At 51.4% G+C, this 20,408-nt stretch carries 20 protein-coding genes; 11 read left to right on the top strand and 9 right to left on the bottom strand.

Features of this window, described 5'->3' with window-relative positions:
* Positions 1-106: 106 nt before the first annotated feature.
* Positions 107-724, top strand: coding sequence for an FKBP-type peptidyl-prolyl cis-trans isomerase (locus QWJ10_RS02335; RefSeq protein WP_010797172.1), 618 nt, complete (start codon positions 107-109; stop codon positions 722-724).
* A gap of 26 nt (positions 725-750) precedes the next feature.
* On the opposite strand, the gene QWJ10_RS02330 is transcribed toward QWJ10_RS02335, so the two are convergent.
* Complete coding sequence (locus tag QWJ10_RS02330) at positions 751-1,005, bottom strand: hypothetical protein (protein ID WP_010797173.1); 255 nt, start codon at positions 1,003-1,005, stop codon at positions 751-753.
* Between the two features lie 162 nt (positions 1,006-1,167).
* A complete protein-coding gene (locus QWJ10_RS02325) occupies positions 1,168-2,139 on the bottom strand; it encodes a polyprenyl synthetase family protein (RefSeq protein WP_010797174.1) in 972 nt (323 codons plus the stop codon).
* A gap of 311 nt (positions 2,140-2,450) precedes the next feature.
* Here QWJ10_RS02325 and rplU point away from each other — a divergent pair, with 311 nt between their 5' ends.
* From rplU to proB, 4 genes are all read left to right on the top strand, one after another.
* Positions 2,451-2,762: a 50S ribosomal protein L21 gene (gene rplU / locus QWJ10_RS02320; RefSeq protein ID WP_010797175.1), complete on the top strand. Its 312-nt coding sequence runs from the start codon at positions 2,451-2,453 to the stop codon at positions 2,760-2,762.
* 23 nt (positions 2,763-2,785) lie between these two features.
* Positions 2,786-3,043, top strand: coding sequence for a 50S ribosomal protein L27 (rpmA, locus tag QWJ10_RS02315; RefSeq protein WP_010797176.1), 258 nt, complete (start codon positions 2,786-2,788; stop codon positions 3,041-3,043).
* A gap of 107 nt (positions 3,044-3,150) precedes the next feature.
* Positions 3,151-4,377 (top strand): Obg family GTPase CgtA, encoded by a 1,227-nt coding sequence (cgtA, locus tag QWJ10_RS02310; protein ID WP_289924100.1) that lies wholly within the window; start codon positions 3,151-3,153, stop codon positions 4,375-4,377.
* A gap of 10 nt (positions 4,378-4,387) precedes the next feature.
* A complete protein-coding gene (proB, locus tag QWJ10_RS02305) occupies positions 4,388-5,506 on the top strand; it encodes a glutamate 5-kinase (protein ID WP_289924531.1) in 1,119 nt (372 codons plus the stop codon).
* Positions 5,507-5,611: 105 nt separating this feature from the next.
* Here proB and rpsT read toward each other — a convergent pair whose 3' ends face one another.
* Positions 5,612-5,890, bottom strand: coding sequence for a 30S ribosomal protein S20 (rpsT, locus tag QWJ10_RS02300; RefSeq protein ID WP_010797179.1), 279 nt, complete (start codon positions 5,888-5,890; stop codon positions 5,612-5,614).
* A gap of 236 nt (positions 5,891-6,126) precedes the next feature.
* On the opposite strand from rpsT, the gene murJ reads away from it, so the two are divergent.
* From murJ to ispH, 6 genes are all read left to right on the top strand, one after another.
* Positions 6,127-7,665, top strand: a complete 1,539-nt coding sequence (gene murJ / locus QWJ10_RS02295) for a murein biosynthesis integral membrane protein MurJ (RefSeq protein WP_289924097.1) — start codon at positions 6,127-6,129, stop codon at positions 7,663-7,665.
* Positions 7,666-7,764: 99 nt separating this feature from the next.
* A complete protein-coding gene (gene ribF, locus QWJ10_RS02290; RefSeq protein ID WP_010797181.1) occupies positions 7,765-8,709 on the top strand; it encodes a bifunctional riboflavin kinase/FAD synthetase in 945 nt (314 codons plus the stop codon).
* Between the two features lie 10 nt (positions 8,710-8,719).
* Entirely contained in the window at positions 8,720-11,551 is a 2,832-nt protein-coding gene (ileS, locus tag QWJ10_RS02285; protein ID WP_289924094.1) for an isoleucine--tRNA ligase, read from the top strand.
* Positions 11,544-12,047: a signal peptidase II gene (gene lspA, locus QWJ10_RS02280; RefSeq protein WP_010797183.1), complete on the top strand. Its 504-nt coding sequence runs from the start codon at positions 11,544-11,546 to the stop codon at positions 12,045-12,047. The genes ileS and lspA overlap by 8 nt, the downstream gene beginning before the upstream one ends.
* Positions 12,040-12,486, top strand: a complete 447-nt coding sequence (locus QWJ10_RS02275; protein ID WP_010797184.1) for a peptidylprolyl isomerase — start codon at positions 12,040-12,042, stop codon at positions 12,484-12,486. The genes lspA and QWJ10_RS02275 overlap by 8 nt, the downstream gene beginning before the upstream one ends.
* Positions 12,487-12,526: 40 nt before the next feature.
* Entirely contained in the window at positions 12,527-13,471 is a 945-nt protein-coding gene (gene ispH / locus QWJ10_RS02270; protein WP_289924087.1) for a 4-hydroxy-3-methylbut-2-enyl diphosphate reductase, read from the top strand.
* Positions 13,472-13,527: 56 nt separating this feature from the next.
* On the opposite strand, the gene QWJ10_RS02265 is transcribed toward ispH, so the two are convergent.
* From QWJ10_RS02265 to QWJ10_RS02240, 6 genes are read right to left on the bottom strand one after another with little or no spacing between them, the layout of a single operon-like run.
* On the bottom strand, positions 13,528-13,986 hold the full coding sequence (locus QWJ10_RS02265; protein WP_312482355.1) for a type IV pilin protein: 459 nt from the start codon (positions 13,984-13,986) through the stop codon (positions 13,528-13,530).
* Positions 13,987-13,994: 8 nt separating this feature from the next.
* A complete protein-coding gene (locus QWJ10_RS02260) occupies positions 13,995-17,930 on the bottom strand; it encodes a PilC/PilY family type IV pilus protein (RefSeq protein ID WP_289924084.1) in 3,936 nt (1,311 codons plus the stop codon).
* Between the two features lie 2 nt (positions 17,931-17,932).
* On the bottom strand, positions 17,933-18,406 hold the full coding sequence (locus tag QWJ10_RS02255; RefSeq protein WP_289924082.1) for a PilX N-terminal domain-containing pilus assembly protein: 474 nt from the start codon (positions 18,404-18,406) through the stop codon (positions 17,933-17,935).
* Positions 18,403-19,377 carry a PilW family protein gene (locus QWJ10_RS02250; RefSeq protein ID WP_289924080.1) on the bottom strand — a complete coding sequence of 325 codons (975 nt, stop codon included), beginning with the start codon at positions 19,375-19,377 and terminating at the stop codon, positions 18,403-18,405. Before QWJ10_RS02250 ends, QWJ10_RS02255 begins: the two co-directional genes overlap by 4 nt.
* Positions 19,374-19,835: a type IV pilus modification protein PilV gene (gene pilV / locus QWJ10_RS02245; RefSeq protein ID WP_289924079.1), complete on the bottom strand. Its 462-nt coding sequence runs from the start codon at positions 19,833-19,835 to the stop codon at positions 19,374-19,376. The genes QWJ10_RS02250 and pilV overlap by 4 nt, the downstream gene beginning before the upstream one ends.
* Positions 19,832-20,311 carry a GspH/FimT family pseudopilin gene (locus QWJ10_RS02240; RefSeq protein WP_288659134.1) on the bottom strand — a complete coding sequence of 160 codons (480 nt, stop codon included), beginning with the start codon at positions 20,309-20,311 and terminating at the stop codon, positions 19,832-19,834. The genes pilV and QWJ10_RS02240 overlap by 4 nt, the downstream gene beginning before the upstream one ends.
* Between the last annotated feature and the right edge of the window lie 97 nt (positions 20,312-20,408).

Here is a 20,408-nt window from a genome sequence, read left to right as displayed (position 1 = left end):
CGGTAGCTCAAAGAGAGACAGTATCACCCGTCATTTACCTGCCGCATGCACGCCGAGCCTTGCAGTCGTCTGTGTTAGGCTGGGCGTTTTGTAGCCGAGGTAACTAATGAGCGAACTCAATCTGGACACGCATGAAAGTCGTGTGAGCTACGGCATTGGCCGTCAACTGGGCGATCAGCTTCGTCAGAATCCGGTACCTGGCATGTCTCTTGAGGCTGTGCTAGCGGGTTTGTCGGATGCCTACACCGAGCAAGACAGTCGTGTGTCGGTTGATGATCTGAATGACAGCTTCAAACACATTCGCGAGCGTATGCAGGCTGAAGCGCAGGCCAAGGCTGCTGCAGCCGCAGAAACCGGTGCCGCCTACCTGCTGGAAAACGCCAAGCGCGACGGCGTTGTGCTGTTGCCTTCTGGCCTTCAGTACGAAGTGCTGGTTGAAGGGCAGGGCGACAAGCCTAGCCGCCAGAGTCATGTGCGTACCCATTATCATGGCACCCTGATCGACGGCAGCGTCTTTGACAGCTCTTATGAACGTGGCCAGCCTGCCGAATTTCCCGTCGGTGGCGTCATTGCAGGCTGGACCGAAGCGTTGCAGCTGATGAGTGTAGGCAGCAAATGGCGCCTAACCGTGCCGAGTGAGCTGGCTTATGGCGCTCAAGGTGTTGGCAGTATCCCGCCCCATAGCGTACTGGTCTTCGATGTAGAGCTGCTCGAGATTCTCTGAGTCTTAGGACTGACCGCAAGACCAGCTTAGCCAAAGCTCTGCTGACTGCTGTCCTCCGGCCGCAAGGCGCGTGCATAGCAGAACAGAAAGAGTTGGCGGACCTGTTCCTTTTGGCGAGCAGGTTCGCTGCTGCTCAAACTTTGCACATCAAGCTCGCCCATCTCCCACAGTTCATTCAATGCGTCTTCATCCAGTACAACGCATACCTGTCCAGTCTCGCGATTGAGTATGCGAAGGTAGGGGTGTGGGCGGTCCAGCCAGGCATCGATCAAATAAGTCATGACATATCCCTCCATATCGGGTGTATGAATGAGAATAATTCTTGTTATTGATTAATCAAGGGTTAATCCGAATTTTTCTGGCCAAGGCGACCAGCAGCACAAAACAGACATAAAAAAACGCCACGTGCCTGACGGCAGGTGGCGTTCTTTTTGCTTGCTATATCAGTGCGTACGCGCTACTGCAAATTGGCTTAGCTCGATGAGCGCATCACGGTGAACGCTGTCAGGCAGGCTTTCCAGGCAGGCAATGGCCCGCTCGGCATAGTCACGTGCCAGATTGGCGGTGTAGTCAAGCGCGCCGGCGGCTTCGACTGCAGTGCGAATACCCTCCAGGTCCTTGCTGCCACCTTGCTGGATGGCCTTGCGAACCAGGGTCGCCTGTTCCTCGGTGCCTTCTCGCATGGTTACGATCAGGGGAAGGGTAGGCTTACCCTCTGCCAGGTCATCACCCACATTCTTGCCTAGCGTCGTAGCGTCGCCGCGGTAATCCAGCAGGTCATCGACCAGCTGGAAGGCGATACCAAGATAATCCCCAAACTGCCGAAGGGACTCTGCCTGCGCACTTGAGGCGCCACACAGGGCCGCAGCACTGTGTGTTGACGCTTCGAACAGCATGGCGGTCTTACCCCGAATGACCTCCATATAGATCTCTTCGGTTGTGCTGGCGTCACGGACCTTGGAAAGCTGTAGCACTTCCCCTTCGGCAATAACGCGTGTTGCCTGGGAGATAATGCGCATGACCTCCATGGAGCCCAGCTCGACCATCATCTCGAAGGAGCGGGCATAGAGAAAGTCACCCACCAGCACGCTAGGGGCATTACCCCAAAGGGCATTGGCCGTTGAACGTCCGCGACGTAGACCTGAGGCATCGACAACATCATCGTGCAGCAGGGTTGAGGTGTGCAGGAACTCGATGGTGGCTGCAAGTAGCCGAATCGGGTAATCGCTATGGCCCAATGCATTTCCAGTCAGCAGGACCAGGAGGGGACGTAGGCGTTTCCCGCCAGCGGAGACGATGTAGTCTCCGATTTTTTCGACCAGGGGCACGCGGGAGGTGAGTTGTCGGCGAATGATGCCATCGACTGCGGCGAAATCATCAGCCACCACGCGATAAAAGGCCTGGGGTTGCGTCATGTAGGGCGTATCCAAGTGCGGTGCGTTGTTACAGCACAGTGCGCGCCGGGGCGGAGCGCTGGGCGCGTAACCTGCCGGGGCTCCAATAGGGTTGCGCGGCATGCTAGGGGGGAGGGGTGGCACTGTCAAGGCAGAGTAGTGCAGCCCTTGCTACATTATCCCTTCTTGCGTAGAATTGCTGGCCCTGAAATCCCAAGGGTTAACCCCCTGTCTTACGCAATTGCCTGGGCGTCTATCCACCCCATGCAGCCATGCCGGTCAATCACTCTTTTTATAAAGCACCGGGTGAGCAGGTTAAACGGAGATATTCCATGTACGCAGTAATCGTTACCGGTGGCAAGCAGCACAAAGTCACCGAAGGTGAATTCCTGAAGGTCGAGAAGCTCGACATCGCAACTGGCGAAACCGTGACTTTTGATCGCGTTCTGCTGGTTGGCAACGGCGATGACGTCAAGATCGGTCTGCCGGTAGTTGATGGTGCCAAAGTAACTGCTGAAGTAGTTGCTCAGGGTCGTCACGACAAGGTCAGCATCATCAAATTCCGTCGTCGTAAGCATCACATGAAGCGTCAGGGCCACCGTCAGTGGTTCACTGAAATCAAAATCACCGGCATTCAGGCCTGATTGCCTTTTCGGAGAATTGACACATGGCACACAAAAAAGCTGGCGGTTCCACCCGCAACGGTCGCGATTCAGAGTCTAAACGCCTTGGCGTGAAGCTGTTCGGCGGCCAGGTTGTTAAAGCAGGTAACATCATCGTGCGTCAGCGCGGTACTCAGTTCCACCCCGGTTACGGCGTTGGTCTGGGCAAGGATCACACTCTGTTCGCTAAAGTCGACGGCGTGATCAAGTTCGAAGTGAAGGGCGCCTTCGGCCGTCGCTATGTAAGCGTCGTTGCTGCCTAAGCGCAGATTCACCGAAAAAGCCCTGTCTTAACGACGGGGCTTTTTTGTTTCTGTATTCTATTCTTTTCCAGTTATTTTCAGTCGGCCCGCTCCGGCGGGAGGTTTTAATGAAATTTGTCGACGAAGTTTCCATTCACGTGCAAGCCGGCGATGGCGGTAATGGCATGATGAGTTTCCGCCGGGAAAAGTTCATCGAGAAAGGTGGGCCGAACGGTGGTGATGGTGGTGACGGTGGCTCTGTATGGTTGGAGGCCAACGTCAACCTCAATACCCTGGTGGATTATCGGTACACCCGCCGTTTCCAGGCGCAGCGTGGCGAAAACGGTGGCAGTACGGATTGTACGGGTGCCAAGGGCGAAGACCTGGTTCTCCAGGTGCCTGTAGGTACGACTGTTATCGATGCGGGCACCCAGGAAGTGATTGGCGATCTGACTCAGCCAGGACAGCGTCTGCGTGTAGCGCAAGGCGGCTGGCACGGGTTGGGTAACACGCGCTTCAAGTCCAGTACCAACCGTGCTCCCCGCCAGACCACCAAAGGCAAGCCTGGTGAGGCGCGTGATCTCAAGCTTGAATTGAAGGTCTTGGCAGACGTAGGTCTGCTTGGTCTGCCAAATGCGGGCAAGAGTACATTTATCCGGGCGGTGTCGGCAGCCAAGCCCAAAGTAGCGGATTACCCTTTTACAACGTTGGTGCCTAATCTGGGTGTTGTGAGTGTGGGGCGCCTCAAGAGCTTTGTTGTGGCGGATATTCCCGGTCTGATCGAAGGCGCTTCCGAAGGTGCAGGGCTAGGGATTCGCTTCCTCAAGCACTTGGCGCGTACACGCCTGTTATTGCATCTGGTCGATATGGCGCCGCTGGATGAAAGCGATCCGGCTGATGCGGCTGAGACGATTCTCAATGAGTTGAACAAATTCAGTCCGGCACTGATGGAGCGTGACCGCTGGCTAGTTCTGAATAAGGCTGACCAGATCCTGGATGAGGAAGAGCGTGATGCTCGGGTCAAGGCTGTCGTTGAGCGTCTGAGCTGGGAAGGGCCTGTCTTTGTGATCTCGGCCCTGGAGCGTAACGGCACCGAAGCGTTGTGTCAGGCTATCATGCGCTATCTGGATGAGCGTGCCGAGCGTATCGCTGAAGATCCAGCCTTTGCTGAGGCGGCGCAGGAACTGGATCAGCAGATCGAGGATGAGGCCCGTGCTCGTCTGCAGGCGTTGGACGATGCGCGTGCGCTGCGTCGTGCTGGCATAAAGAGCGTCGATGATGAAAATCTCGACGATGACTTCGATGATGATGACGAAGACGATGGTGAAGGACCAGAGATCATCTATGTCAGATAAAGAGCTTTCGATACGCGATCGGGTGACTCGCTCCGAGCGTTGGGTGGTAAAGATTGGCAGTGCCTTGCTGACGGATGATGGGCGCTGCCTTGATAGCCGTGCCATGTCGGGTTGGGTCGAGCAGATGGTTGCTCTGCATCGTGCGGGTGTTGAGCTTGTCCTCGTATCCTCTGGCGCAGTGGCGGCAGGCATGAGTCGATTGGGCTGGGCTTCGCGGCCCAGTGCCATTCACGAGTTGCAGGCTGCTGCGGCTGTTGGTCAGATGGGCTTGGTTCAGGCATGGGAGTCCAGTTTTGCCGAGCATGATGTGCAAACGGCACAGGTGCTGCTTACCCATGATGACTTGTCCGACCGAAAGCGTTATCTGAATGCTCGAAGCACCCTTCGAACCCTGGTTGAGTTGGGGGTGGTGCCTGTCATCAATGAAAACGATACGGTCGTTACGGATGAGATCCGTTTTGGTGACAACGATACATTGGCTGCTCTGGTGGCAAACCTGGTTGAAGCGGATCTGTTGGTTATCCTGACGGATCGTGACGGTATGTTCGATGCCGACCCGCGACATAATCCTGAAGCCGCGCTAATCAGCGAGGCTCGTGCAGACGATCCAGCGCTGGATACGGTGGCTGGTGGCTCTGCAGGGGCGTTGGGGCGTGGTGGTATGCAGACAAAGCTGCGTGCGGCTCGTCTGGCAGCTCGCTCTGGTGCCTGTACGGTTATCGTAGGTGGGCGCATTGAGCGCGTACTGAGCCGGTTGCGTGAGGGTGAGCGGCTGGGTACGTTGCTTTCCCCTGAGCGGGGCTTGGTGGCGGCTCGCAAGCAATGGCTGGCAGGTCATCTTCAAATGCGTGGCACATTAGTGCTGGACGCGGGGGCGGTAAAGGCCCTCACTGAAGACCATAAGAGTCTCTTGCCTGTGGGTGTTAAGGCGATAGAAGGCAGCTTCCGTCGTGGTGAGATGGTGGCGTGTGTGGGACCTGACGGAAATGAAGTGGCGCGCGGGCTGGTAAATTACAGTGCTGCCGAGGCACAGAAGATCATGGGGCAGTCCTCGGAGTTCATTGGTCAGGCGCTTGGGTATGTCTATGAGCCTGAACTTGTTCACCGAGACAATATGGTGCTGGTGTAACGTCACCCGCATGAAGCACGGCGCCGATGGGCGCCGTTTTTTTATGCCTGAAAACGCAGGCAATAAAAAACCGGCTTTCGCCGGTTTTTTATTGCAAGCTAAGCCTTAAGCGGCAGCAGCTTGGCTCATAGCCTTGATATGGGCATTCAGGCGGCCTTTGTGACGAGCAGCCTTGTTCTTGTGAATGATGCCCTTGTCGGCCATGCGATCAATCACAGGTACTGCAGCGGCGTAGGCAGCTTGTGCTTTTTCCAGATCTTTAGCGTCGATCGCTTTAACTACGTTCTTGATGTAAGTACGAACCATTGAACGCAGGCTAGCATTGTGGCTGCGACGCTTCTCAGCCTGTTTGGCGCGTTTTTTGGCGGAAGGTGTGTTTGCCACCGTCGAGCTCCTCGAAAAACTGGGGGGGTACCACGCAAATAAGGCCGCGAATCATGCCGATGTGTTAATCGATTGTCAAGGTTATAAAGACGGCTGGACGAGTGGTTAGCAACAACTGCATCTGTACGTGCTTTATCTGTTTGATCGTCCTACACTCGCGGGCTTGCCTATGAGGCATCTTCTTGAGGCTTGGAGATACACAGGCCCTGTCATCGGTATGTATAGAATCCAAACGCATGAACCTTCTTAAATCGCTAGCTGCGGTTAGCTCAATGACGCTTGTTTCCCGGGTGTTGGGCTTTATTCGCGATACCATCGTAGCACGTATTTTTGGCGCAGGGATCGCCACTGATGCTTTCTTCGTAGCGTTCAAGCTGCCGAATCTGTTGCGGCGCATCTTTGCAGAGGGCGCATTCTCCCAGGCGTTTGTCCCGATTCTGGCAGAATACAAGAGCCAGCGCGGAGAAGAGGCGACCCGAACCTTTATCGCCTACGTATCAGGCCTGCTGACGCTGGTCCTGGCGATTGTGACCCTGGTGGGCATGGTAGCTGCGCCCTGGGTTATCTGGATTACCGCCCCTGGCTTTAGCGATACGCCTGAAAAGTTTGCGCTGACCACTTCACTTCTTCGCGTAACCTTTCCGTATATTCTGTTGATTTCCCTGTCATCGCTTGCCGGTGCAGTGCTCAACACATGGAATCGGTTCTCCGTCCCGGCGTTTGTGCCCACGCTCCTAAACGTCAGCATGATCTTTTTTGCTGTCTTCCTGACGCCATACTTTGATCCACCGGTCATGGTGCTTGGATGGGCTGTACTGGCGGGCGGTTTTCTACAGCTGGTGTACCAGCTGCCACACTTGAAAAAAATTGGCATGCTTGTGCTGCCTCGCCTCAATCTACGGGACAGCGGAGTCTGGCGGGTATTGAGGCAAATGATCCCGGCCATTATCGGAGTGTCGGTTAGCCAGATTTCCCTGATCATCAACACCATCTTTGCCTCTTTTCTGGCTGCCGGTTCGGTTTCATGGATGTATTACGCCGACCGCTTGATGGAGCTGCCTTCCGGTGTTCTGGGTGTTGCGCTCGGTACTATTCTTTTGCCGGCGCTAGCCAAGACTTATGCCAAGGATGATCGGCACGAATACTCCCGTCTTTTGGATTGGGGACTTAGGCTTTGCTTTCTTTTGGTTCTGCCGTGCTCGTTGGCGCTAGCGATTCTGTCCGAGCCGCTGACTATTTCCCTGTTCCAGTACGGTCGTTTTACGGCTCATGATGCACAAATGACCCAGCATGCCTTGATCGCCTATTCGGTAGGTTTGGTCGGAATCATTTTGGTCAAGGTACTGGCCCCCGGGTTTTATGCTCGACAGAACATCAAGACGCCTGTTCGGATCGCTATTTTCACATTGGTAGTAACCCAGCTCATGAACCTGGCCTTTATTGGTCCGCTTCAGCATGTAGGTCTGGCCTTGGCGATCGGGCTGGCCGCCTGTATCAACGCAGGTCTTCTTTATTGGCAGTTGAGAAAGCACAAGCTTTTCGAGCCGCAGCCCGGATGGACCTTGTTCCTGATCAAGCTAGTGGTTGCGGTTGTGGTCATGTCGACCGTACTTCTAGGGCTGCTTTATGTCATGCCCGCATGGGATCAGGGCAATATGCTGGCGCGCTTTTCACGGCTTGGGCTAGTCGTTGCTGCTGGAATGATCGCTTATTTTGGCGTGTTGGCGGCATTTGGATTTCGTATCAAAGACTTCACGAAAAAAGCGCTGGTATGACCAATGGTTTGATGTTCATGGGCAAGCTTGTCAGTGACTGCCTGTTGTCTGCGGGCAAGCGTGCGTATAATCGTAGAATTTGCAAATAGAACGCGTGCTATGCAGCTGGTTCGAGGCCTTCATAATCTCAGTCCCCTGCCGCAGGGCTGTGTTGCCACCATAGGCAATTTCGACGGAGTACACCTGGGACATCAGGCGATTCTGGCTCGTCTGCATGAACGAGCAATAGAGCTCAGAGTGCCTAGTTGTGTAGTTATATTCGAGCCACAGCCGCGTGAGTACTTTGCGCCTGAACAAGCTCCGGTGCGGTTGACGCGCCTTCGCGAGAAGCTGGAGTTACTATCCAGGGCAGGCGTAGACCGTGTTGTGTGTCTGGCCTTCAACCGTCGACTGCGTGAGCTTTCAGCACGAGCCTTTATCGACCAGGTGCTTATCCAGGGATTAGGCATCAAGCACCTTGAGGTCGGGGATGACTTCCGCTTTGGCTGTGACCGTGCCGGCGACTTTGATTTTCTGGTCGATGCAGGGCGGATCAACGGGTTTACGGTTGAGGCTGCTACAACGGTCGAGCTGGATGGCATGAGAATAAGCAGTACGCGCATTCGAGAAGCGTTGGCTTCGGGGGATCTGTCTCTTGCAAATCGAATGCTGGGACGCCCCTATACCTTATCCGGGCGTGTACTGCATGGACAGAAGCTTGCTCGCCAATTAGGCTGGCCTACTGCTAATGTTCAGCTGAAGCGCCGTCTGCCACCCATGAAAGGGGTTTATCTGGTCAACGTGGATATTCATGGCCAGATCCGGGGAGGCGTTGCAAATATTGGTCTTCGTCCTACTGTAAAAGGCGATGGCCGTCCCCATCTTGAAGTACATCTTCTCGAATATGCTGGCGATCTGTATGGTCAGCATCTGACTGTTGTTTTTCACCGCAAGCTGCGAGACGAGCAGCGTTTCGCCTCTCTGGAGGCATTGAAGGCGGCGATTGATGCCGATGTCGCCGCCGCCCGAGCTTATTGGCTGGGCCAACCGCTTGATGAGATCTGAAGAGCCCGAAATGACCGATTACAAAGCCACGCTTAACCTTCCAGCTACCGATTTCCCCATGAAAGCCGGCTTGCCGCAACGCGAGCCTGAAACCCTCAAGTACTGGAATGGTATTGGTCTCTACCAGAAGCTGCGCGAAATTGGCAAAGGGCGTCCTACCTTCATCCTTCATGATGGCCCGCCCTATGCCAACGGCAATATTCATATTGGTCATGCGGTCAACAAGATCATCAAGGACATTATTGTCCGCTCCAAAACCCTGTCGGGTTATGACGCACCCTATGTTCCCGGCTGGGATTGCCATGGCCTGCCTATCGAACACAAGGTTGAGATCACCCACGGCAAGAATCTGCCAGCCGACAAAACCCGCGAACTCTGCCGTGCCTATGCGGCTGAGCAGGTAGAAGGGCAGAAAGCCGACTTCATCCGCTTGGGTGTGTTGGGTGAGTGGGATAATCCCTACAAAACCATGGATTATGCCAACGAGGCGGGAGAAATCCGTGCATTGGCTGAAATGGTTCGTAAAGGCTTTGTATTCAAGGGTCTGAAGCCGGTCAACTGGTGCTTCGATTGCGGTTCTGCATTGGCCGAAGCTGAAGTGGAGTACGCGGACAAGCAGTCCATGACGATCGATGTAGCCTTCCCCAGCGCCGAGGATGACAAGCTTGCTGCTGCCTTCGGCCTGGAAGCGCTGCCCAAGAAAGCCTATATCGTCATCTGGACTACTACACCCTGGACCATCCCGGCCAACCAGGCGCTTAATGTGCATCCCGAGTTTGACTATGCACTGGTGGACGTGGGTGACAAGCTGCTTCTGCTGGCTGAGGAACTGGTCGAGAGCTGCCTGACGCGGTACTCGCTGGAAGGACAGGTCATCGCGACGGCCAAGGGTGAAGCGCTGGAGCTGATCGCCTTCAATCATCCTTTTTACGATCGCCGCTCGCCCATTTACCTTGCTGACTATGTTGAGCTGGGTGCTGGTACAGGTATTGTGCACAGTGCGCCTGCTTACGGTGAGGATGACTTCCGGTCCTGCAAGCGCTATGGCATGACTAACGATGACATCCTGAGCCCCGTGCAGAGCAACGGCGTTTATGTCGAGTCGTTGCCCTTTTTTGGTGGTCAGTTCATCTGGAAAGCCAATCCCGCCATTGTCGAGAAGCTACGCGAAGTCGGCTGCCTGATGGCCAGCGAGAATATTACTCACAGCTACATGCATTGCTGGCGTCACAAGACCCCGCTGATCTACCGTGCGACCGCGCAGTGGTTTGTGGGCATGGACAAGCAGCCGGTAGAGGGCGGCACCCTTCGTGAGCGTGCCTTGGCAGGCATCGAGCAGACCCAGTTTGTGCCCGCCTGGGGGCAGGCGCGTCTGCATGGCATGATTGCCGGTCGGCCTGACTGGTGTATCTCGCGTCAACGCACCTGGGGTGTTCCGATTCCATTCTTCCTGCATAAGGAAAGCGGAGAGCTGCATCCTCGCACGGTAGAATTGATGGAGGAGGTTGCTCAGCGCGTTGAGCAGGCCGGTATCGAGGCGTGGTTTAAGCTGGATGCCGCCGAGTTGCTGGGTGATGAAGCTGCCCAGTATGAAAAAATCGCTGATACGTTGGACGTCTGGTTCGACTCGGGCACTACCCACTGGCATGTGCTGCGTGGCTCGCATCAGCTGGGCCATGATCAGGGGCCAGTTGCTGACCTGTATCTGGAAGGCTCCGACCAGCATCGTGGTTGGTTCCACTCATCGCTGCTGACTGGTTGTGCCATCGACGACCACCCACCCTACAAAGCATTGCTCACGCACGGGTTTACCGTAGATGAGAATGGCCGCAAGATGTCCAAGTCGCTGGGCAACGTGATTGCACCGCAGCAGGTGACGGATACGCTGGGCGCTGACATTTTGCGCCTATGGGTTTCGGCGACTGACTACTCGGGTGAAATGGCGGTCTCCCAACAGATCTTGCAGCGTTCGGCTGATTCTTATCGCCGTATCCGCAATACTGCACGTTTCCTCCTTTCCAACCTGAACGGCTTCGATCCTGAGCAGCATCTGCTGGCATCGGAAGACATGATCGCTATTGACCGCTGGGCTGTGGATCGCGCGCTCCTGCTGCAACATGAGCTTGAGGAAGCCTACAACGAGTATCGTTTCTGGAACGTGTACCAGAAAGTGCACAACTTCTGTGTGCATGAACTGGGTGGCTTCTATCTCGACATCATCAAGGATCGCCAGTACACCACGGGCACTGACAGCCGCGCTCGCCGTTCCTGCCAAACAGCCATGTTCCATATTGCGGAAGCACTGGTTCGTTGGATCGCGCCCATCCTGGCCTTCACTGCCGAGGAAATCTGGCAATACCTGCCAGGCAAGCGCAACGAGTCTGTCATGCTTAATACCTGGTATGACCAGTTGACCGAGCTGCCAGCTGACACTGAGCTTGATCGCGCATTCTGGGATCAGGTGATGGCGGTCAAGGCTGCTGTCAACAAGGAGCTGGAAAACCAGCGTAACGCCAAGACAATCGGCGGCAACCTTCAGGCAGAAATCACGCTGTTCGTTGACGGCCCGCTGAGTGCGGTACTGAAGAAACTGGGTGAAGACCTGCGCTTTATCCTGATTACTTCTCGGGTCGAGGTTGCAGCGTTTGACGAGGCGCCTGACGAAGCGGTAGAGAGCGAGGTAGCAGGTCTCAAACTTTTGGTTCGCAAATCAGGCAGCACCAAGTGTGCCCGTTGCTGGCACCATCGTGATGACGTAGGAATTGATCCCAACCACCCTGAAATCTGTGGCCGTTGCGTCAGTAACGTCTTTGGCAGTGGTGAGGTGCGCCGCTATGCCTGAGGCAGGCCGTTTTGGCCGTCTGGCCTGGTTATGGTTGAGTGTGGTCGTCGTTGTGTTGGATCAACTGAGCAAGGCTTATTTTGAAGGGCAGCTCAGTCTGTATCAGCGCATCGAGGTGATCCCTGATCTGTTCAGCTGGACGCTCGCCTATAACACAGGCGCAGCGTTCAGCTTTCTGGCGGATCATTCCGGTTGGCAGCGTTGGCTTTTTGCTGCGATTGCCATTGCAGTCAGCATTACCCTGGTAGTCTGGCTCAAGCGGTTGGGACGCAACGATACCTGGATTGCCATTGCCCTGGCGCTGATCCTTGGCGGCGCTATCGGTAACCTGTACGACCGTATCGTGTTGGGGCACGTTATTGATTTCGTCCTTGTACATTGGCGGGAACATCTGTTTCCCGCTTTCAACCTGGCAGACAGCGCCATTACCGTAGGTGCCATCATGCTTGCCCTGGATATGTTCCGTACCAAAAAGACGGGAGAAGCCCATGTCTGAGATAACAGTTGGTCCGGAAACGCGCGTAACGCTCAATTTCGCGATCAAGCTGGAAAACGGCGATATTGTTGACACAACCTTCGACAAGGCGCCTGCAACGTTCAGGGTAGGGGACGGCAATCTCCTGCCTGGCTTCGAGCAAGCGTTGTTCGGCTTGCCTGAGGGCGCGCGTAGTAGCCTGACGATTCTGCCTGAGCAGGGGTTTGGTCAGCCAAACCCGCAAAATCTGCAGCAGATGCCTCGAGACGATTTCGAGAATATGGACTTGTCCGAAGGGTTGCTGATTATCTTTACCGATGCGGCAGGAGGCGAAATGCCCGGCATCGTTAAATCCTTCGATGATCATGCGGTGATTATAGACTTCAACCACCCGCTTGCTGGGCGCACGTTGACGTTCGAAGTCGAAATTATCGCTATTGAGCCGGTTGTTGCCCATTGAGGCCTGCTCAGTAGCAGACGCTGAGCGAAAGGAATTCAACATGCAAATCAAATTAGCCAACCCTCGCGGATTTTGCGCAGGGGTTGATCGCGCAATCGATATCGTCAATCGCGCGCTTGATGTGTTCGGCCCGCCGATCTATGTCCGACATGAAGTGGTGCATAACAAGTTCGTCGTAGAAAACCTGCGCAACCGTGGCGCCGTTTTTGTCGAAGAGCTCGATCAGGTGCCTGATGACGTCATCGTGATCTTCAGTGCCCATGGCGTTTCGCAGGCGGTACGCAAGGAAGCTGAAAACAGAGGGCTCAAAGTCTTCGATGCTACGTGTCCGCTGGTGACCAAGGTTCACATGGAAGTAGCCAAATACAGCCGTGACGGCCGCGAATGCATTCTGATTGGTCATGAAGGCCATCCAGAAGTAGAGGGCACCATGGGCCAGTACGATACGCGTAATGGCGGATCGATCTACCTTGTAGAAGACGAGGAAGACGTTGCGGCGCTTCAGGTCCGTAACCCTGACTCGCTAGCTTTCGTTACTCAGACTACACTGTCTATGGACGACACAAGCAAGGTCATCGATGCCTTGCGTGGCAAGTTTCCAAACATTGGCGGCCCACGTAAAGACGATATTTGCTACGCCACTCAGAACCGCCAGGATGCCGTTAAAACACTGGCAGCTGAGTCAGACATCGTTCTAGTCGTCGGAAGTCCCAATAGCTCCAATTCTAATCGCCTACGTGAACTCTCCGAGCGTATGGGAACCCCGGCCTACCTTATCGATGGTGCGGAAGATCTCAAGCAGGAGTGGTTTAGTGGGGTAGAGCGGATCGGTATCACCGCAGGCGCCTCAGCTCCTGAGGTTCTGGTCAAAGGCGTTATCGACCAGCTAAAAGCCTGGGGCGCAAGCGAGGGCCTTGAGCTTGAAGGGCAGCCAGAGAATATTACGTTCTCACTGCCGAAGGAGCTTAGAGTAAAAGCTATATAATGTTTAAAACCGCCTTTGAAGACTCAAGGGCGGTAGTCGTTCCTTCACTTCTTGTTTTATCGTCGCCAACACTCAGTCGAAGTTCCTGTCGCTGCTTGTCCTCTTACACCTGTGTTTGTAATCGTTAATGTTCCACAACGATCACTTGCCATCACTTTTCCGGCAACCGGCACCGCTTGTAGTGTGAAACTACTTTTAGTTACCGAACTTAGCTCTAGATTGTAAACGGCATTTCCATCTCTTGGAGAGGTTGTAAACGGTAAAGCCGGAGCTGTTCCGTCCGAATTGGAATACATTCCAGTTGAGGTGTAATTTCTTTCCATAAATTGCACAAGCTCCATTAAAGAAGCTTGTGCAGCTGTTCTGTTTGTTTTACGTATATGCTCGGTGTAAGACGGATAAGCTATTGCTGCAAGTATTCCAATAATAGCAACTACTACCATTACCTCGATTAAAGTAAAACCACGCTGAATAGTGCGGCGAGGGACAGCTTTGCCTAATCGCATTTTGCTCATAACTTTTATCATCTGATTTCTCGCCATGAAACTCTGTCAGACGTTCTTGATCCTAGAGGTGCAGGACTGCAGACGGGCTCATCTGCATTTGCGGACCCCGCAAAACAGATGAGGTCGGTACTACCTTCATTAGTAGCATTGCCATTGAAATAGCTAGGTGTATCTATGGCACCTAAATCAGGGTTGGAGATTCCAGAAAAAGGAATCTTATTTCCATTAGAGTCTGTGAAATAGTCATTATCATTGATAAGCCCATCACCGTTGAAATCGAAATAGTTATACGCCAATCGAGCACCAGTAAATACGTCTAGAGACATTACCCAACTAGTGGCCCCGCCTGAACAGGGATCATCAGAGGGTGTTAATGTACTGAATGTGATGGTGCCATTTCTTAAAACCCCTGCTGAAACAACCCGTTCACCAGTAAGCGAATTGGATCCACCCTCAGAGGCCTTCCATAATAGATCTAATACCCAACCAGACTTACCGGACATGTCCCCAGTGGCTGCTTCGCTCAAAATTCGGCCTTTTTGGCCGTTTACGTTTACTTCTTTTAGAATCTTACGTTCAGCTAGGTTCGTTCGGTTAACCGAACTGTCTCTGTCAATGATGGCGTAATAGGACTCAATGCGTTGATTCTGCAAGAGATCAGTATCGACAGTTTGGTAGAAACTACCTGTACCAAATAGAATAATTGGTTTGCCATCAGTATTAAGAGCGGCTGTAAGAGGTGCTGTAATAGGCTGGACTCTACCTGAGCTATCCCGTGCTGAGAAAATGGGAATGATGTTTTGGTTACCATTTCTAAAACCATCCCACTTACTTACATCCTCCCCCGTTATATCGAATCGCCAAAGATTGCCTTGGGTATCGCCTACGTAAATGCGATCCGCTACTCGGTCATTATTAATATCGATTGCTAAGGGTTGTGCCATTCCGCCAGTAGTATTGACTGTGAATTTTTTCAGCACATTTCCGTTAGCTGCATCAAGTACCCAAACATGACCTTTAGTAACAGATGAGTTTGTAAATCCACTACTAACGATAACACCGAATTTTCCATTTGCTAATGCAACTACTGAGGGCTTCTGTACTGGATAAGACATGTCAGGTGCGGTGAACTCCCACATTACGCTCCTGGCAGACATAGTGTCCGGGTTGGTGGCGTCTAAAGCGAAAACGCTTTTGCCTCCAGCACCGGTTGTGCCCACAACAATAGTTTTCCAGCTACCGTTTATCCAGGCGTCAGAGCTTGTCGGCGAGCCATCTACATAATACTGATGGGAGTAATTTGGGTCGGTAAGCTTATATAAGTCACCTGTTATGCTTCGAGGTATATAGGCAAAGAGCTCACTACCTCCAGTTGACGAAACGGTCGCGTCAAATCCATGCAGCATCCCATCATTTGTACCTACCACCACCATGGGCTTACGATTGATATAGTCAGTGCTGCGACGAAAGCTCAAATAGTTGCTGCCTGCACCGCCCCACATTGAGCCGGTCAGTAAGTTATAGCCATAATCTTGATTAGAAACATATTGGGGATCTGAGTTAATAATATCGCCCAATCGGCTGCCCCTTGAGCGGAACGGGTTAGAAGGAGTCGTTTTGGTTTTTTCTAGGTTTCGCTCGCCACGTAAGTAATTTAAGCGATTCTGGCCGGTATCACCTTCTACAGTAACGCCATTCGCTCTAGGTGTCTGAAGAGCGGTTTTGGCGTCATTGTCCAGATTATTATTCCAGAAAAAGTCTATACCTCCGATGGATGTAGAGTAGACCCCTTGTTCTCTGGCGGTAAATCCATTCGATAGGAATATTTTTCGTGTACTGAGATTAGTTAACGCATCTAGTTTAGACGCAGCGCTCCACGTTGGCGTTGCCGCAACTGAGCCAGAACCGCTGACAGTTTTTGCGAGAAGGTCTCCACTCCAGTTGGAGCTATTATAGAGAGTCTGAAAAACAGCGCTTTCCGTATTAAGCTGAGTCGAGTTGGTAGCAAGAGACGTAGATGTGCTTCTAACCTCTTTAACAATTTGGGAGAAAGCTGTTTTTAAGCTGGCTGTCATGTTGGCCGCGTCGCTTGCTACGAAAAAGTTATCAGGCCGCTTATCTCCAGTGGACAGTTTTTCACCATTTGTCCACCAAAGATCATCTGTAATGATGGCGCTGGTGGTCTCGTTTGAATAAGGAGAAAAGTTAGATGGTACTTTAAAACCGCCATATTTAGCGGCAAGCCAGTATTGGTTCGACGCACGCCCCGCCAAACTCTGGTTCTCTCTTACGTCTACCCAATATGTAGAAAGGGTTTGCTTGCCGCCCATATTGGGTCTGAGATCAACAGTATGCGAGTCGTAAGCTAAGCCTGCTATATAAGCTGAGTTAGAACGTCCAGTATAGCTACTCGACGTTTCTTTAAGGTTGACGCCTTCAAGACTGCCAACTTTTGCTGTGGCGGTAACGACGTTAACTGTCGTATCTTCTACGACCTCTTGTGGCTTAGGGCTAACTTCATCTACTGAGCTGGTTGGGCCGGGGAGGTTTTTATCTCTATGAGTGTTTGTGTCGCCAATGCCTAAAATAACATTTTTTTGGCATGAATAGTTAATAGGATCCTGCCAGTTTGTAATAACAGGAAAACCATCTGCTTCTGCGTATCGCTCTGCTGTGGTTTTTCCAGAGAAATTGCTATATGCTGAGACGTTTTTTTGATTTTTATAATATCTTACAGCTGTATAATAAAGCTCACTGACAGGGTCATGGCTTTTAAGTTTTTTATAAGCAGTTGGGTTTGTTTGATAAGGCATTGAGCCAAATTTGTTTAAGTAATTAATTACACCGCTATCAGCAACACCATTGCCTGTACTAGTAGCATCGGCAGGGTTAGGGTTTTTTACTAAAATGCCAGTGGTGACATTCCATTCTGCATATGGGTTCGTTGATCCGTCAGTATCTTTCGGACCTATACCTTTTTGGTTGGCTCGTAAAACGCCTCCATCGCGTCCCTCGCTGGAGTCGTTAAGATAGCCAAATACGCTGTAGCGCAGCGTATCCGCATATTGCTGAAGTAGGCCTTCTGGTTTGTAGTTAGTTGACGAGTAGCGCTTACAGTTACTTTCCAGACCGCCAGCCGCAGGGCTTGGGTCGCATACTTTTACCTGAATTCTTAAACGATAAACGCTTTTAACTTGTGATCCTCTGTTCTCGTTGACGCGATACGAAGGTATGAGCCTGCCACTGTTAAACTGGGCGCTATTGTTTGGGTCATAGTCGACCCATTCACTCCTTGATGTTGAATCATCGCCAAGCTTGTCCGACCAATTTGAAAATACCATGTCGGTATCTAGACCACTTAGACGGATATACATGCTATTCCAGCCAGAGGATACTGGTGTGGCGCCCGAGAACTCGGCTGCTGGAATCATTCCTTGACCTGAGTTAGTTCTATCGCCTGTACTATTTTGGCCACTGTGGCGCGCCTTTTGCAAAATAGTAAGGTTTTCTTGGTCAACAGCTCTTAAGCCGCCCGTTAGCGCGCTGCGGAAGGGATCAATAGTCGGTGTTGCAGCCCAATTTAAGAAGTTTCCGCTCCACTTGCCATTACATTTATGGTTGGTAGCTACACCATTTGGATAGAACCAGCCATCGTTGCTGGTCTTGTTATATAGATAGCACTTGTCAGAATCGAAGTAACCAGAGTACTCATTGGCTGAGTTATAATTGCCTAGGTTTGCAACGGACAAAACAGTAGGCCATTCCACGGAAGGTACCAATGCTAAGCTTCCGGGAACGTTTCCACTGCCTAGTAACAGCGGTGTCTGGGAAACTTCTGCATGAACGCTTGTTGCTGTAAAGGAAGCAAAAGTTGCTAAAGCAAGACTTTTAAAGATTGAGTAATTATTTTTTAAGGGAGTCATTGTGGCGATAATTTCCTTATGCGTTAGCATCTTTAGCGCCTGATAAAAGTTGATTGGAGTAATACATTTGAGCTTGCCGTAGAGTCGTTAGTATCGACTGCGGCGCCGTAACCTTCTGCTTCTACTCTTACTAGAGCAACTTCAATTGCCTTGCCAGCTTCAAGGCTATCGCCAGGCTTTATAATAGTTACACCAGGGATGGGTGTGATTCGGAACCGTGGCTTGCTTACGCCAGTAAGATTATCGACGTTTTGCCAGCTTCTTTCTGTAGAGGTATTCTGCCAAAAGCTGACTTCTTTACTTAAAACAAATGCTTCGGCTTGGCGCATAGCCGTTTCTGCGCCTTGGAAAGCTAGATTTTGATCGCGCATGTTTCCAGCCATCCGCTCTTGTAATGACGTGACGCGCATGCTGCTTATACCAATAATGGTCATTAGCAGGAGTACGATAAGAGCGACGAGAAGAACAGCACCTTTCTCTCTAGTAGGAAAAATTTCTGTTCTCATGGCAGACGATTCCGTATTCCTACAGTGGTAGAAAAAACCTGAGCTAAACGGCCATTGTTAATAGTGATGTCTTGCCCGTTAAATCTTATTACTTGATTTGGTGAAACAACATTACTGTCATTGCTAGTGGCTAGTAGGGTTATTTTTACAGAAACCACACTTGACCAATCGGTAATATTATTGGCGTCTAGATAATCTCCAGTAATATTTCCTTCGCTGTCACCTTGGGCGTATTTTATTTGCATGTTTTGTATGCCCTCTACAATTTCTTCGGTAACTATGTCTGAAGGGTTGTCATAACGAACTCGCCATAAAGATGGAGTATTATTACTGCCATTGTTAATGTAGTAGATTGAGCTTTGATATTTAAGTAGATCTGCTTTTTGACTATAAGCGTATCGAAATTCGTTTGAAGAGCTTACAGATAGTGATGTTGCAGTTTTCTGGTTTTGAAAGATGTCACATCCAACTGGCTCAGCTATAACTAGAAGTGTGCCAAAAGCTAGTTTTGTAGCTGTGGTTGTCGTAATCGTATCATTAGTTGGTGCGGATGCTAATGTGACGCCTGCAGAGTTAGCAGCATGTTTAAGCAAAACCATATCTGTTCCAGGTAACCTTTTTGAGGCTGGAAACCAGCTAGGCAGTGCAGAGTCGGCTTCACTATTATCCCAGCCTTTAATGCCAGATATTAAAATATATCTTTCATCATTATTAAGTGGTGAGGGTAGATTATTTAAACTTCCAACGCACTCGCCTCGGTAAGACGCATTGCGAGTGTCAAAAGTCAAAAAATCCATTGCAAATCGGCCGGACTCTTGTACTTTAGAAAGGGCAAGGTTTGTAATATAGGTTTTTTTACTTGACAAGAATATTTGTAGAACGCCGCCAATTAGGAGAAGGCCTAATACCATTGCCACCATTAGCTCGACTAAAGACAGACCACTTTGCTTGGTCTGAAAAAAAACTTTCATAGCTGGGTCCGGTAGGTGAATATAAAGTCTTGATCTGTGTCTTGGGCTGAAGAGCTTCTAATCCTGGCACGGTTGTCGTTCCATTTTATGGAGATGACAAAGATTTTGTTGCTGTATTCTATTTTTCCTGTCCCGTCAGGAAGCAGGCTTGCAAGTGAGTTCAGCCACTCTGCCTTATCTTTCTCAGCGCGTACTGCGTTGGCAGTATTGTTTGTTGTGGAGGAAGAGGGAAAAGAACTTATATTGTAACTTCCTGCTAAGGCCGCTGTGCGGTTAGCTCGCATGCGATCTGCCATATCCCCAGCTAAGAGTGTCGCTTGTGATCTGTAATAAGCGCCTTGGTTGCTCTTAATGCTAGTTGATTGCAAACCTGCAAGGCCTAAAAGCCCTACTGCAAGAATAAAAACAGTAACTAGGACTTCAATAAGTGTAGCGCCTCTTTGGCAAGTGTTTTTCATTGGGATTTACACGCTATGCCTGTGCTGCCTGTAGAGGTAACAGACACCGTTGGTTTTTCGTCATTTTTTTTGCAATTTGTCGGGCTAATAACTAGTTTGCCTCCGGCAGTAGCTGCTCCATTAGGCAAAAAAGTAAATCCAGTGGCAGGATCGGCCTCGACATTTAATGATTGAGCATCCCAAACGCGAATCACATCGCCGCCTACTTGGCGAATCAACCAGCCATTAGACCAGTCTGTCCCGTTATCACAGGCAGTACCTGCTTCATTACGACGGCAGACAATCACATTCTTGCGCCGTTTTAGTGCTTCAGAACGAGCAATCTGAAGCGTGCCGTTGAGTTCATTAACGAGGGCGTTCGTGCGGGAGCTTTGAATTAAGTTGCTGAATGATGGCACCGCAATAGTAAGTACAATCGCAAGGACTGCTACAGTCACCATGAGCTCGATTAGCGTAAAGCCGCGTACGGAACGCATCCTTGATTCCTTGCAGAGAAATAATCGGCATGATGCCTTTGCAGATCAGGTTGCTCAAAAACACAGGTGACGTCTGGTCAATTGTTTTATCTGTGTG

This window comes from Pseudomonas sp. WAC2 (genome assembly GCF_030403525.1).
Lineage (GTDB): Bacteria > Pseudomonadota > Gammaproteobacteria > Pseudomonadales > Pseudomonadaceae > Chryseomonas > Chryseomonas luteola.
This window is presented reverse-complemented; position numbering and strand designations above follow the sequence as displayed.

Excerpts from the sequence above, each read along its gene's own strand:
- QWJ10_RS02335 (WP_010797172.1), top strand. The coding sequence starts at position 107 with ATGAGCGAACTCAATCTGGACACGCATGAAAGTCGTGTGAGCTACGGC.
- QWJ10_RS02330 (WP_010797173.1), bottom strand. The coding sequence starts at position 1,005 with ATGACTTATTTGATCGATGCCTGGCTGGACCGCCCACACCCCTACCTT.
- QWJ10_RS02325 (WP_010797174.1), bottom strand. The coding sequence starts at position 2,139 with ATGACGCAACCCCAGGCCTTTTATCGCGTGGTGGCTGATGATTTCGCC.
- rplU (WP_010797175.1), top strand. The coding sequence starts at position 2,451 with ATGTACGCAGTAATCGTTACCGGTGGCAAGCAGCACAAAGTCACCGAA.
- rpmA (WP_010797176.1), top strand. The coding sequence starts at position 2,786 with ATGGCACACAAAAAAGCTGGCGGTTCCACCCGCAACGGTCGCGATTCA.
- cgtA (WP_289924100.1), top strand. The coding sequence starts at position 3,151 with ATGAAATTTGTCGACGAAGTTTCCATTCACGTGCAAGCCGGCGATGGC.
- murJ (WP_289924097.1), top strand. The coding sequence starts at position 6,127 with ATGAACCTTCTTAAATCGCTAGCTGCGGTTAGCTCAATGACGCTTGTT.
- ribF (WP_010797181.1), top strand. The coding sequence starts at position 7,765 with ATGCAGCTGGTTCGAGGCCTTCATAATCTCAGTCCCCTGCCGCAGGGC.
- ileS (WP_289924094.1), top strand. The coding sequence starts at position 8,720 with ATGACCGATTACAAAGCCACGCTTAACCTTCCAGCTACCGATTTCCCC.
- lspA (WP_010797183.1), top strand. The coding sequence starts at position 11,544 with ATGCCTGAGGCAGGCCGTTTTGGCCGTCTGGCCTGGTTATGGTTGAGT.
- QWJ10_RS02275 (WP_010797184.1), top strand. The coding sequence starts at position 12,040 with ATGTCTGAGATAACAGTTGGTCCGGAAACGCGCGTAACGCTCAATTTC.
- ispH (WP_289924087.1), top strand. The coding sequence starts at position 12,527 with ATGCAAATCAAATTAGCCAACCCTCGCGGATTTTGCGCAGGGGTTGAT.
- QWJ10_RS02265 (WP_312482355.1), bottom strand. The coding sequence starts at position 13,986 with ATGAGCAAAATGCGATTAGGCAAAGCTGTCCCTCGCCGCACTATTCAG.
- QWJ10_RS02260 (WP_289924084.1), bottom strand. The coding sequence starts at position 17,930 with ATGCTAACGCATAAGGAAATTATCGCCACAATGACTCCCTTAAAAAAT.
- QWJ10_RS02255 (WP_289924082.1), bottom strand. The coding sequence starts at position 18,406 with ATGAGAACAGAAATTTTTCCTACTAGAGAGAAAGGTGCTGTTCTTCTC.
- QWJ10_RS02250 (WP_289924080.1), bottom strand. The coding sequence starts at position 19,377 with ATGAAAGTTTTTTTTCAGACCAAGCAAAGTGGTCTGTCTTTAGTCGAG.
- pilV (WP_289924079.1), bottom strand. The coding sequence starts at position 19,835 with ATGAAAAACACTTGCCAAAGAGGCGCTACACTTATTGAAGTCCTAGTT.
- QWJ10_RS02240 (WP_288659134.1), bottom strand. The coding sequence starts at position 20,311 with ATGCGTTCCGTACGCGGCTTTACGCTAATCGAGCTCATGGTGACTGTA.